Source organism: Propionivibrio sp. (assembly GCF_049316945.1).
GTDB lineage: Bacteria > Pseudomonadota > Gammaproteobacteria > Burkholderiales > Rhodocyclaceae > Propionivibrio.
In genome coordinates this window covers 1-11,569 of sequence record NZ_JBMOJE010000137.1, presented here as the reverse complement: position 1 = coordinate 11,569, position 11,569 = coordinate 1, and the positions used below count along the sequence as shown (strand labels likewise).

Annotated in this window: 14 protein-coding genes and 1 pseudogene; 7 read left to right on the top strand and 8 right to left on the bottom strand. The window is 56.0% G+C overall.

Annotated elements, in window-relative coordinates; genetic code table 11:
* Window positions 1-52: 52 nt before the first annotated feature.
* A complete protein-coding gene (locus tag ACOYNV_RS22100) occupies window positions 53-496 on the top strand; it encodes a hypothetical protein (RefSeq protein ID WP_422901970.1) in 444 nt (147 codons plus the stop codon).
* Between the two features lie 4 nt (window positions 497-500).
* Window positions 501-950: a GNAT family N-acetyltransferase gene (locus ACOYNV_RS22095; protein ID WP_422901969.1), complete on the top strand. Its 450-nt coding sequence runs from the start codon at window positions 501-503 to the stop codon at window positions 948-950.
* Window positions 951-983: 33 nt separating this feature from the next.
* On the opposite strand, the gene ACOYNV_RS22090 is transcribed toward ACOYNV_RS22095, so the two are convergent.
* The 7 genes and pseudogenes from ACOYNV_RS22090 to ACOYNV_RS22060 form a co-directional block, all read right to left on the bottom strand.
* Window positions 984-1,358: a diacylglycerol kinase gene (locus tag ACOYNV_RS22090; RefSeq protein ID WP_422901968.1), complete on the bottom strand. Its 375-nt coding sequence runs from the start codon at window positions 1,356-1,358 to the stop codon at window positions 984-986.
* 113 nt (window positions 1,359-1,471) lie between these two features.
* A complete protein-coding gene (locus ACOYNV_RS22085) occupies window positions 1,472-2,698 on the bottom strand; it encodes a glycosyltransferase (protein WP_422901967.1) in 1,227 nt (408 codons plus the stop codon).
* Window positions 2,686-3,471: a UDP-2,3-diacylglucosamine diphosphatase gene (locus ACOYNV_RS22080; RefSeq protein WP_422901966.1), complete on the bottom strand. Its 786-nt coding sequence runs from the start codon at window positions 3,469-3,471 to the stop codon at window positions 2,686-2,688. Before ACOYNV_RS22080 ends, ACOYNV_RS22085 begins: the two co-directional genes overlap by 13 nt.
* Window positions 3,472-3,583: 112 nt before the next feature.
* On the bottom strand, window positions 3,584-4,282 hold the full coding sequence (locus ACOYNV_RS22075) for an HAD family hydrolase (RefSeq protein ID WP_422901972.1): 699 nt from the start codon (window positions 4,280-4,282) through the stop codon (window positions 3,584-3,586).
* Between the two features lie 186 nt (window positions 4,283-4,468).
* The gene (gene ppx, locus ACOYNV_RS22070; protein WP_422901965.1) at window positions 4,469-5,992 is read right to left on the bottom strand and encodes an exopolyphosphatase; all 1,524 of its coding nucleotides are present in this window, start codon (window positions 5,990-5,992) and stop codon (window positions 4,469-4,471) included.
* Between the two features lie 254 nt (window positions 5,993-6,246).
* Window positions 6,247-6,696 (bottom strand): hypothetical protein, encoded by a 450-nt coding sequence (locus ACOYNV_RS22065; protein ID WP_422901964.1) that lies wholly within the window; start codon window positions 6,694-6,696, stop codon window positions 6,247-6,249.
* A 94-nt stretch (window positions 6,697-6,790) separates the two neighbouring features.
* Window positions 6,791-7,060: pseudogene (locus ACOYNV_RS22060) on the bottom strand (PhnD/SsuA/transferrin family substrate-binding protein); the annotation flags it as partial.
* Between ACOYNV_RS22060 and ACOYNV_RS22055 the strand changes: the two are divergent.
* The 3 genes from ACOYNV_RS22055 (at window position 7,024) to ACOYNV_RS22045 (ending at window position 9,528) form a co-directional block, all read left to right on the top strand.
* Window positions 7,024-7,431 carry an HD-GYP domain-containing protein gene (locus ACOYNV_RS22055; protein WP_422901971.1) on the top strand — a complete coding sequence of 136 codons (408 nt, stop codon included), beginning with the start codon at window positions 7,024-7,026 and terminating at the stop codon, window positions 7,429-7,431. The pseudogene ACOYNV_RS22060 and the gene ACOYNV_RS22055 overlap by 37 nt on opposite strands.
* Window positions 7,432-7,625: 194 nt before the next feature.
* Complete coding sequence (locus tag ACOYNV_RS22050; RefSeq protein WP_422901963.1) at window positions 7,626-7,799, top strand: hypothetical protein; 174 nt, start codon at window positions 7,626-7,628, stop codon at window positions 7,797-7,799.
* A gap of 205 nt (window positions 7,800-8,004) precedes the next feature.
* Window positions 8,005-9,528, top strand: coding sequence for a CHAD domain-containing protein (locus ACOYNV_RS22045; protein ID WP_422901962.1), 1,524 nt, complete (start codon window positions 8,005-8,007; stop codon window positions 9,526-9,528).
* A gap of 24 nt (window positions 9,529-9,552) precedes the next feature.
* Here ACOYNV_RS22045 and ACOYNV_RS22040 read toward each other — a convergent pair whose 3' ends face one another.
* The gene (locus tag ACOYNV_RS22040) at window positions 9,553-9,816 is read right to left on the bottom strand and encodes a hypothetical protein (RefSeq protein WP_422901961.1); all 264 of its coding nucleotides are present in this window, start codon (window positions 9,814-9,816) and stop codon (window positions 9,553-9,555) included.
* Between the two features lie 320 nt (window positions 9,817-10,136).
* Between ACOYNV_RS22040 and ACOYNV_RS22035 the strand changes: the two genes are divergently transcribed.
* A complete protein-coding gene (locus ACOYNV_RS22035) occupies window positions 10,137-10,751 on the top strand; it encodes a hypothetical protein (RefSeq protein WP_422901960.1) in 615 nt (204 codons plus the stop codon).
* Between the two features lie 214 nt (window positions 10,752-10,965).
* The coding region (locus ACOYNV_RS22030) for a CNNM domain-containing protein (RefSeq protein ID WP_422901959.1) at window positions 10,966-11,569 on the top strand (604 nt) is incomplete at its 3' end.

The following is an 11,569-nucleotide window of genomic DNA, read 5'->3' as shown; positions in this document are numbered from 1 at the left end:
GCTGGTGTGAAAAGTGCCAAACCAATTGGGTCCTAACAGAAGAAATCTGAAATTGACAAGTGTCGTCGGAGCGAATATCTGTCAAATTGGAAAAATACGCGAGAAGAGCTTCATCCTGCATCCAGGAAATCTAATCAGGCTTTCAGATCTGCATAATTTGTTAAACCAGGCTGCCCAATTTATCCATCGTAACTTTCCTGCAATACTTTTTCCTCATCATATTTCCCTCAAAGCTCATTTCTGTAGGTCAGGTAAGAAACAACGGAAACGCCTTTCTGCTTCAGTTGAAGGGTCCATCGACTTCCCGGCCCGATCTATCGCTTTCTTCTCGGCATGGCTTTCCTGGCGCCAAAGCAACTTCATTGTTTTCTTTCTGGTATTGGAAAGCGCAAGGCTTGCGGCTGGCATTATCTGGAAAAGAACAGAAGGGGCAAGTAGAACCCAGTGGAGCAGCTTTATGTTCCCCGCCAATCGTGTCATTTCCAGAAAGGAATGAAACCATGAGCAAAATTCACATTGATAAGCTCGATGTTAGCAACCATCTTCTGACTGAATCTTGCGTTGCCCTGCTGGTCAATGCCTTTGCCAGGCAGGAGCGCTACAACGCCGAGCGCCTAAGAGATGAATTATTGGGAGGTTCGTCGCTTTTCTACCGCCAGTTTTTTGTCGCTTATGCCGCTGGTGAAATCATTGGGTTCGGTGGGGTCAAAGCAGCCGACTGGGCATCGCACACCCACATTCTTTATTTGTCGGCAGTCGCTCCGGAACACCGCGGACAAGGCATTGGTCATGAACTGGTCAAGGTGCGTATCGACTGGGTTAAACAGAATTTCAAATCGGGGCGGATACTTGTCTCCAGCGCCAAGGCCAAGCGTTTCCGCGAATTGGGTTTCGCAGATGTCCCTAAAAGCGCGATCGATGGACGCCATCTGATGATGCGGCGCTTCTAACGATCAAAATGGAATGAGATTAACGGTCGCCCGTTAGCCAAGCAACACGCAACCCCAAACCGAAACCACATTGATCAACGCCAGCAGCACGGCCGCACTGCCGATATCCTTGGCGCGTTTGGACAGATGATGCCGATCAAGGGATACCCGATCCACGGTGGCTTCAATCGCCGAATTGAGCAATTCAACAATCAACACCAGCAGGATGCTGGCAATCATCAGAGCGCGGCCGATCCCGGTCACCGGCAGAACAAAAGTTGCCGGAATCAGCAGTGCAGCGAGCAGAGCTTCCTGACGAAAAGCATCTTCACAGGTAATGGCCGCATGCAAACCGGCGAGCGAATAGTGCAAAGCATTCCATACCCGCTGCAAGCCGGTTTTTCCCTTGAAAGGGCTTTCCTCAAGCACAGACTTCTCCTTGTATGGAACCGAGGCTGGCGAGTATACCGGCCTTGCCAAAGATTCCTGAATTTCGGGACTGATCAGAATCAGGGAAGAACGCGGCGGTTTTCAGCACATTCCTAGAGTGTCGAAAAAGTCAAATCGTGCTCGCTCTGCTTGATGTGCCTGGAAACGATCTGCCGGTAAAGCTCCGCCATTCTTCCGGCGAGTTTGTCGTCCGACCACTCGGCGGCGTATTCGCGCCCTTCGGCCGAGAGACGATTCCGCAAATTGGCGTCACGCAGAAGCCCGGTCAGGGCAACTGCGAAGGCACACGGATTATCGTCAGGCACGATCGCGCCGCGACCGGCGCCGAGAATGTCCACCGTTCCCATCTCCGCCAAAGAAACCACGGGCAGACCGGCGGCCATCGCCTCCAGCAGAACCAGCCCCTGCGTCTCCGTGCGTGAGGCAAAGACAAAGGCATCCGCCGCGGCATAACAGGCCGGCAGATCGGTTTTCCTGTCGAGATAGCCGATGAACTGGACGCAGCCCTGCAATCCGCGCTCTGCGACTGTCTTTCGCAGAGCGGGCAGCGCCGGCCCTTCTCCAGCAATCACCAGAAGTACGTTGGGGAGCGATTCACGCGCCAGATCGATCACATCCAGCAGAAAGCCGATGTTCTTTTCGTGCGCCACGCGGCCGACAAAAAGTGCCACCGGCCGCGATTCGTCGATACCGAAGCGGGTGCGGAAATCCTGGCGACCAGCGCGGTGGCCATCGTGGTTTCCACCGCTGTTGCCATCACTCGCCGGAACTTGCAGCGAGATACCCGTCGGCAGCACGTGCATGGGCGCCTTCACGCCGTAGCCGCCCAGCCGTTCATGAATTGCCTTTGACGGCACAATAACGGCATCGAGCGCGTTGCACTGGCGGCGCGAGAAACTGCGTGCCAGCCCGCGTAGCCAGGCCGCCGGAATCAGCGGCGCGTAGTGTTTCAGGTATTCCTCGAACAGCGTGTGATAGGTGGCTATAACGGGAATCCCGTTACGCCGCGCCGCCGCGCTGGCGGCATAGTGCGCGACAAACGGGGTCTGCACGTGAATCAGATCGCAACCCTGTTCGACGGCGTCTTCAACCGCCTGGTGCATGGCTCCCCAGCGCACCAGACGATCTTCCGGATCGCCGGGCACCGGTCGCGCCGGCACTCGGGTAATCCACGATTCAGAACAGGGCTGACCGTAGTCGGGCGCCACCAGACTGACCTCGACACCATGCGCTCGCAGCGCTTGGTGATAGGTCTGAATGGCGGTTGATACGCCATTGATGCGGGGAAAATAGACATCCGAAACCATTACGACACGCATGCGACTTCCTCCTGTTGTGCATTGACCACGGCGAGTTCCTTGCTGCCCCAGGCAATCAGTTCCAGACGGCCGTCGAGGTGTTCGACGATCGCCGTGCAACTGTCGACCCAGTCGCCGCAATTCACATAGGTGATTCCGTCTACATCGCGAATCACCGCGCTGTGGATGTGTCCGCAGATGATTCCATCGAGGCCGCGCTGTCGTGCGGCATGACTGGCGCTGTCCTCGAAGTCGAAAATGAACTGCAGCGCGGTCTTGACCCGCCGTTTGGCGTAGCCGGCCAGCGACCAGTAGCAGGTGAATCCGAAGCGGCGGCGAACGAAGGAAATGATGGAGTTCAGGCGCACGAGCAGGTCGTACATCACGTCACCAAGCACGGCGACCCAGCGATGGTGCCGCGTGATCTGGTCGAACTCGTCGCCGTGCAGGAGCAGGAATCGACGACCGTCGGCCAGTTGATGAATGTATTCGCCGACCACTTCGATGTCACCGAAGGCGATCCCGAGGTAGTCGCGCAGGGCTTCGTCGTGATTGCCGGGAATGAAGACGACCCGCTCGCCACGCCGCGCCCGCTTGAGGATTTTCTGCACAAAGGTGTTCTGCTCGGCGGTCCACACGATGTTCCGGCGCATGGCCCAGAAGTCGACGATGTCACCAACGAGAAAAACGTTCTCGGCCACGTAGCTGCGCAGGAACTCGAGCAGACGATCGGCCTGGCAGGCGCGGGTGCCGAGATGGATGTCGGAGAGAAAGATTGAACGGACTGTAGGCATGCAGCGCATGGTGCCGGGCAATCATTACAGTGCCGTGTCTTGCCGGTTACATTTTGAATTTCGCTACGGCATTCTGAATGATCAGTGTGGCGGCTGCCTGGCCGCGTAAGGCTCAAGTTTCTATAGTCAAATCCAGGGCATGCCGCAGACGTTCGATGAACTCTGCCGGCGAAGTCGAGATGACTTCGCTCGGTACGCCGAAGTCCTTGCTCAGGCGTTTGCTGTCCTCGAAGCCGTAAGCGACGACGAACGGATGGAAGCCGGCGCCAATGGCTGCCAGGTAGTCGCTGTATTCGTCACCGCAGGCGTAGGTTCGCGCAGGGTTGATGGCAAAGCGTTCCCTGGCTCGCTTTAGTTGCGTGGTCTTTTCCTCCCCTATTGGAATGCAGGCAAAAAAGTCGAAATCATCGATGTTGATGCCGTGTCGCCGAAATAAACATTTCAGCGTTTCCTCAGGCTCCACGGTCACGTTACGGGTGACAAGGCCAACGCGAATATCCGGTGCCGCCAAAAGTGAATGCAGAAGTGAATCGATACCTGGATACAGGGACGCCTCGTGGCGGTAGATTTCGGTCAGGGTCGCCAGCAGCTTTTTGCGGCTCTGCTTGCCGAACTGGCGGCGCAAATTGGTCGGGAACTCGCGCAGGCCGCCGAGATACTTCAACAGCTTGCGGCGCTTCTGAAAGCGTTCAAGGTCGCCGATGTCCATGCCGTGGTTCAGGAAAGTCCGCTCGATGGCATGAAAAGCATCGATGATTGTGCCATCGGCGTCGAAGATAACCAGCCTTTCCCGGTTTTCGTACAGGGCCATAATATTCAAGCTTATAAAAGACTCGGTACCGATGACCTGGAAGTCCTATGAATAAACAATCTGCAAGCTAAATGCCTGAAGGATGGCGTATTTATTGGATCTCCAGACTGCTTAGTTGTAGAACGCCTATTGACGCGGCTCCTGGAGTTGGTGTTGCTGAAACTATTGCCGTACAATCGGTCGCCCCTAAGCGGCTGCCGCGCCTGGCAATGCCCAACTCTTGATGCGAAGTCCGCAACCGACGCGCTTCCAGGCCATGCTCTCGTCGGCGAGCACCGCAGCGCTCAAGGGATTGCTGGCCAGCCAGTCGTCCGGCAATTCGAGTTGATAACTGTCAGCCCCGTAGCTGAGTCTAGAAACCGGCAAGGCAATATCAACGCGTGACCGATGCAGGGCGGCAGCCAGTCGCAGGCAGAAAATCAGGTGCCAGGACGAGTCGCTCCGAGGCAATTCCTTCAATTTCTCCAGCTTGCCGCGCTGGCCTAGCACCAGGGAGGCCAGCCGTGACTGATCCTTTTTTGAAAAGCCGGGCATATCGGCAAAGCCCAGAATGTAGGCGCCGTGCTTGTGATAGCCGTTATGAGCGATCGAGATACCGATCTCGTGCAGATTTGCCGCCCACTTCAGGAAGCGCACGTCGTTTTCGTGCTTAGGCGCATCGACATCGATCAACTGCCCGAGGAAGTTCAGCGCCGTATTCTCGACGCGCCTGGCCTGCCGTCCGTCAACCTGATAGCGACGCATGAACTGCAGGACCGTGGAATCCCGCATATCGTGGTGGTGAAAGCGCCCGAGCAGGTCGTACAGCACACCCAGGCGCAGCGCGCCACCGGCGTAGCTCATTTGATCAATGCCCAGTCCAGAAAAAACCGCACACAGGATAGCCAGGCCGCCCGCCAGCACCGGCAGGCGATCGCTGGGCAACCCTGCAAGTTCCATGGCCTCGGCCGAGCCGGCACGGATCATCAATGCGCGCAGCGTATCCAGACCTTGTCGGGTGATGCCGTTATTTCCATTAACACCGCCCGGATTGAGATGGTTCAATTCAAGGAGGTCGGCAATCGCCCGCGCCGAACCCGACGAACCAATCGCTTCGTGCCACCCGGACCGCTGGTAATGGCGGGCAATCGTTTCGATTTCCTGTGCTGCGGCCATCTCCGCTTCGCGAAAGCGCTTCTTGTCCACCTTGCCGTCGGGAAAGAAACGCAGCGAGTAGCTGACGCAACCCATGTACAGCGATTCCATTAGCTGCGGTTCGAGCTTGTTGCCGATGATGAACTCGGTGGAACCGCCGCCGATATCGACCACCAGGCGTTTATGATTAACCGATGGCAGCGAGTGAGCGACACCAACATAGATCAAGCGCGCCTCTTCGCGGCCGCCGATGATTTCGATGGGGAAACCCAACGCTTCTTCGGCAAGGGGCAGGAAATCTGCGGCATTCTTCGCTACACGCAAGGTATTGGTCGCTACCACGCGGACGGCCTCGGGCTGGAAGCCGCGCAAACGTTCCCCGAAGCGGCGCAGGGTGGCAAGCGCCCGTTGTTGCGAGGCTGTATCGAGCAGTTTCCCGGCCGTCAGGCCGGAAGCCAGACGAACCGATTCCTTGAGCGAGTCCAGGGGGTAAATCTGGTCATCAAGAACGCGCCCTATCTGCAGACGAAAACTGTTGGAGCCGAGATCGACTGCGGCAAGCTGTTGATAGCCCATGCTTCGACTCTCGGTGTTGCTGCGAATTAAATGCAGCATTTCATCACGGCCGATCGCGCTGCATCAGGTGTACGGTGTGCGGCCCACAGCCGGGCTGTGGCACTGCCGAAAAGGTCCTCGCAAAGAGGCAAGGCAGAATTTTCGATGGGTTTTCCTTCAGCATGGCAAATAATAAAGTCAGTGTTCCCGTGGGACGAATACTCCCACTGCTATGTTACAAACTGATGAATCCCCGGCGGCCAACGGCCAGCACATCAGTTCATCGCCGTGGGAACGAAGCGGCCACTCCAGCCCTGTGTTTCGATCTGCAACTGGTTTGACATGCGACGGCGCAATGTAAAAACGCCACCGTTGGCCAGCGCGAGACTCAGCATCCAGTTGGTGGCAGGGCCCAGGTTGATCTGCTCTCTGGGCATCCGTAGCTCGAGATCGACGCCGCTTTTGCAGATGACACCGGAGATCTCGGCCCACAGACCCTCGCCGGTTTTCATGAATTCGAGCAACAGTGCGCCATTACGCTCGACGATCGACACCTTCAGCGGCTTGCCGTCGTCCATCGAGATTTCAGACCACCGGAGAGCAAAGGACGGGTCTTCTGCCAGAATACGCAGATCCTTGATCGTCGCCGCGCAACCCTGCGCATCATGGGCATGGGCGCTGAGCGAGAGCAAAAGTAACAAAATCGCGATGCATACGTCGCGCATGGTCGAAGCCATTGAAAAATCACAGCATGCCGACTTGATGTTACCGCTTGATTACGCAAAATCCTCGGAACGGCAGACAGGATCGCGAGCCCAGTTAGTTTTTTTCTGCTGGCTGGTAGACAAAAGGATCCAGCGGGATCGGCGGCGATTGCCACAGCACTTGATAGTAGACCTTCGCTGCTTTCCCTGTACTGATCAGGTTCGATAGATGGTTACTGGCGACAAACGCCGCGTCGACCTGTCCGCTGGCGACAGCGGCAGCAGATTTGTCGTGCCCAGCGGTATATACAGCGCGGACGAAATATTTCTCTAAAGGCGCCTTGATTTCTGGCGAATACAGTAGCCGCGGTAAAACTGCTCCAGAAGTGCTTAACCTTCCCCGACTATCTTAAGAACGTACCCGAGATCGCGGGGAATCACCACGAGCACCTCGATGGCAGCGGTTACCCGCGGGGTCTGCGGGCAGCAGCGATGACTCCGCAGGCGCGGATCGTGGCGATCGCCGATATTTTCGAGGCTTTGACTGCGTCGGATCGCCCCTACAAGCCGGGCAAGCCGCTATCGGAGTCGGTTGCTCTGCTCGCTGACTACGTGAAAATGGGACACCTGGATCGTGACCTGTTTGAGCTTTTTCTGCGCGCAGGTGTGCATTTGCGCTTTGCCCAGCGCTTTCTTGATGCGCAACAGATCGATGCAGTCGATATTGACGCAGCACTCAAGCGCGCTCGCTTTTGATCGGCCCCAAGAAATTCCAACTGGCTGCCTGGTTGACTCTCGGGTCCTGGAAGACTCGCCCATCGCCTCAATCATCGACCCAGAAAATGCCTTGGATACAAAACTCACGAGGTCTTCATCAAACAGTAAAACTCATGTCATACACTTGGTGCACTTCAGACTTGAATCCGCACTAACAAACAGGAAGCACCCAAATGCTAAAGATACTTGGAATTTTTTTCGTCGGAATCCTATGCGCAGGCGTCGGCCTGACCGTGGCCTGGAAGATTCTTGAACTCTTGGCTCGTTTTTCCAACAAGCGACTGGCCAGGCAGGCACGTCGTCATCTGCACCTCAAGAGAGTCCTGACTACCAAATCTCATCAATGATGCTGGCGTCGGCCTTCGCCTCCGTCGTCCAGCCTTGGCGGCTCCGGCTGGCCGGTCCTGGATTGGACATCCTGCTCATGTTCTACCTGAAATGATGTCTGGTGCTAATCCTCAAAATCGATTATTTTGCTTGAAAACGGATTATGCGAGGGTCGCCTGGCCAAACTGGCTTGCCTGGAAAAAAATATCAGGGAGAAAATGCTCAATGAGCACAGAAGTCGAACTCAAATTGCGCCTGCCACCCTCACAGGTGCGCCGCTTGCAGACCCACCCGGTTTTATCCGAAATATCACCGCAGAAGTATCGGCTGCTCAACACGTACTACGACACGCCGGAACTCGATCTGCGCCGACGGGGCATTGCCCTGCGTCTTCGTCGCAAGGATCAGGCTGTCTGGCTGATGACGGTCAAAGGCGGTGATTCCGGCGCGGGGGGCCTGGCGCAGCGTAGCGAGTGGGAAGCACCAACGCAACCTGGCGTATTCGATTTCACTATCGTTACCGACCAGGACTTGCGCGAATTCCTGGAGTTGCACCATTCGCGGTTACAAGCCGTCTTCTCAACCGATTTTACACGCACCGCCTGGACGTTGAACCGAGCGGGTGCGCTGATCGAGTTGGCGCTTGACCGTGGAAAAATCAACACGCTTGCCGTTGGTGACGGAAGGGCATCAGTCAGCGAACCGCTGTGCGAAGTCGAACTGGAACTGGTGAAAGGCGAATCGCTCGGTGTTCTCTTTGATCTGGCCATGGAACTGGCTGCCGATATTCATCTCCACCCGGAGATCCTCAGCAAGGCGGAGCGTGGCTATGTGCTGGCCGACGGTGCGTGCGCCGAACCGGTCAAGGCCATCGCCTCTCAGGTCATCAAGAGCATGTCACCTGTCGAAGCATTCAGATCGATTGCACTATCTTGCCTCGTGCAACTTCAACGAAATGAAGCGGGAGCCATTTTTGAAAACAATCCGGAGTATGTTCACCAGGCCAGAATGGCCATTCGCCGCCTGCGTTCAGCCTTCAATCTGTTCTCCCCGGTACTTGCCCCCGCCTTTGTCGAGGATTTTTCGCCCCGTTGGCGCGAATTGGCCGAGGGGTTGGGGATCGCGAGTGATTGGGATGTCTTCTTGACCCAAACATTGGCACCGCTTGAAGAGGCTTTCCCAGAGGATGCCGATCTGGTGGTATTGCGGGCCAAAGGCGAGATGCGCATGGCCCAAGCCCAGGCATCGGCAGGTACTGTGCTGACGCATAAGGCGTACAGCCAACTCTTGCTGGCCTTCTCGGCCGCATTGTTCCGCGTTGAGCCGCCAACGAACGAGGCCCGGAATAAATTGTCAGGCTTGAGTCTGCGCAAGTTCGCCCGGCGTCGGCTGCAAAAACGGGCAGAGATGATCGAAGGGCTGGTCCGCGAACACGGCAAGATGAATACCGAACGTCGCCATGAGTTGCGTATCGCCTTCAAGAAGCTGCATTACGCCCTTGAGTTTTTCACACCGGTCTTGCCACGCAAGCGCCTGACGGCCTATTTGACTTCGGTGACGGTGATTCAGGATTTGCTCGGCAAACTCAACGATCAGGTCGCGGCCTCACGTCTGATCAAGGAATTGCATCCAAAAGGTGAGCGGGACTCCCTGACCCAAGGCTGGATTGCCGGTCGAACCCAACTTCTGGTTAAGTCGCTAGGTTCCGAATTGCGCAGATTCGTGGCCGGCATAAAACCGTGGCGCTGAAAGGCTCGGTCTATCGGATCAAGCTCACAGGAATTTTCCTGGTTCTCTAGGTGACGGCCCACAGACCTTGCGATCCCAGTGTGTACAAGCCAACAGGGATGGAGGTCTGCTCTGTCCATGCCAAGCCGCGACGATGGCGTCATGGAATTCGCTGGCAACCTTGAAGGGGAGCAGGTAACCGCGTTCCGAGACATTGATCGTGGCGGTCAGCCAATCGACCAGAGCCAGCGTAAAGTACATGCCCCCCTTGAGCGTCAGCAGGATTGCGCTTGCAAGTTTATTGACCATGGCACTCTCCTCGGCAGGGACAACGCGGTTACGGAACGGTATAAACCATATAAATCCTTTTCGCTATGAAAACACGATTCAAGAATAGTTCCCGGCATACGTCCATCTATCTTTCGCCAAGTCAATTTGTCCTGGCATTAATTCAACTCAAGCGTTGTCGCATCCTCTGAGCGCGGTAGTGCTGATTGCCCGCTTGCCAGAGAAACAAAACACTGATCGGATTGCTCCATAGGAGTGATGATTGTTGGTTCCATTTATGATTCAAATTCCGTATAAATGGTATAAACTATATAAACATTATCGAAAAAGGAGATCGCGAGATGAATAATTCCCCGTCCCAAACCCCAGAGTCGAACGAGGCAGCACCTGTCACCACGATGCCTCTTGCGGATGCCAAGCCGGGAGCATCAGCAAACACAGCGGCCAAGGCTGAAGTTGCCGTAAAAGCGCTCAAGACGCCGACTCCAGCCAAATCAAGGCCCACAAAGCCTGTGGCTAAGGTGCTTACACCTACACCCCGCAAACCCCCGGCCAAAGCCAAGGTTAAAGCAACCCCGGTGGCGGCTACTGCCAAACCGGAGGCCGTAGGAACCAAAGTCGACAAAGCGCGCTCGCCTGCGGAGGATCCAGCGAAAGCAGATATCGCTGCGGCAGAAGTACCTGAGCCCGCCGCAAGCCAAGCCAGGCCACTCAGCGGAGAGAAAAAAGCCAAAGCAACAAAACATGCAGGGAAGAAGGCAAAGCTTGTTCGGGATAGTTTCACCTTCCCCGCCGCAGATTACGCCCTGATTGGCGTCCTTAAACAGCGCGCGCTTAAGGTGGGTTTTGAGATCAAGAAAAGTGAATTGATGCGTGCGGGTTTGCTGGTTCTCTCGGCGCTTTCCGATGCGACGCTCATCAAGGCGCTGGGTGGCATTGACAAGTTGAAACCTTGACGACACTCAAAATCGCCGGTAGTCGCCCCTTGATGGCCTTGGCTGGACAAGAAGTGCCCAAAAACAAAAAGCTGTTGTAAGCAAAAAATTTTTCAGACAACACACAGATCGTTGGCATTCTGGTGCGGGCAGGCGCTTTAAATCAAAACGCACTCGCCGATCGGCAGGAGTGCTGGCATGATGCAGTTTTCCGTTTGCTGATTAGAAACCCCGAATGGATGCGCTCTGGATTCTGGTACTGTTAATAGCCGTTTCGGGCTATTTCTCGCTTGCTGAAATGGGGCTCGCGTCGGCACGTAGATCTCGACTGCATCCGCTGGCCGAAGCCGGGGATCGCCGTGCCGTACTGGCCCTGGTCATCAAGGATCAGCCGAGTCGATTGCTGGCGGCGACCCAAACTGGCGTTACCGCCGCCGCACTACTATCAGGCGTTTTCGGTGAATCCGCGTTAAAGGATGGTTTTGCAACTATCGTCGTACGTTGGCTGCCCTTTGCATCTCCCATCAAAGAAGAAGTTGCGCTGACCGCAACGATCGTTCTGGTAACCGCTTTCACCATCGTGTTCGGCGAAATTGTTCCGAAACGCATTGCCATCGCCCATCCAGAAAAGGTGGCGATGGCGTGTGCCCCGGCCATGACCTTCTTCATCCGACTCATCGCGCCGGCGATCCATCTTCTTTCCTGGTCGTCGGATCTAGTGCTGCGAACCTTGCCGGTTCGTTCCGCACCTGCGGTGATCAGCGTCGAGGACATCCTCGCCTACGTTCAGATTTCTTCTGTTAGGACCCAATTGGTTTGGCACTTTTCACACCAGCGTG

Bases quoted from the DNA above. Each gene is read 5' to 3' on its own strand.
- ACOYNV_RS22095 (WP_422901969.1), top strand. From the start codon at position 501: ATGAGCAAAATTCACATTGATAAGCTCGATGTTAGCAACCATCTTCTG.
- ACOYNV_RS22085 (WP_422901967.1), bottom strand. From the start codon at position 2,698: ATGCGTGTCGTAATGGTTTCGGATGTCTATTTTCCCCGCATCAATGGC.
- ACOYNV_RS22080 (WP_422901966.1), bottom strand. From the start codon at position 3,471: ATGCCTACAGTCCGTTCAATCTTTCTCTCCGACATCCATCTCGGCACC.
- ACOYNV_RS22075 (WP_422901972.1), bottom strand. From the start codon at position 4,282: ATGGCCCTGTACGAAAACCGGGAAAGGCTGGTTATCTTCGACGCCGAT.
- ppx (WP_422901965.1), bottom strand. From the start codon at position 5,992: ATGGGCTATCAACAGCTTGCCGCAGTCGATCTCGGCTCCAACAGTTTT.
- ACOYNV_RS22065 (WP_422901964.1), bottom strand. From the start codon at position 6,696: ATGCGCGACGTATGCATCGCGATTTTGTTACTTTTGCTCTCGCTCAGC.
- ACOYNV_RS22050 (WP_422901963.1), top strand. From the start codon at position 7,626: ATGCTAAAGATACTTGGAATTTTTTTCGTCGGAATCCTATGCGCAGGC.
- ACOYNV_RS22045 (WP_422901962.1), top strand. From the start codon at position 8,005: ATGAGCACAGAAGTCGAACTCAAATTGCGCCTGCCACCCTCACAGGTG.
- ACOYNV_RS22040 (WP_422901961.1), bottom strand. From the start codon at position 9,816: ATGGTCAATAAACTTGCAAGCGCAATCCTGCTGACGCTCAAGGGGGGC.
- ACOYNV_RS22035 (WP_422901960.1), top strand. From the start codon at position 10,137: ATGAATAATTCCCCGTCCCAAACCCCAGAGTCGAACGAGGCAGCACCT.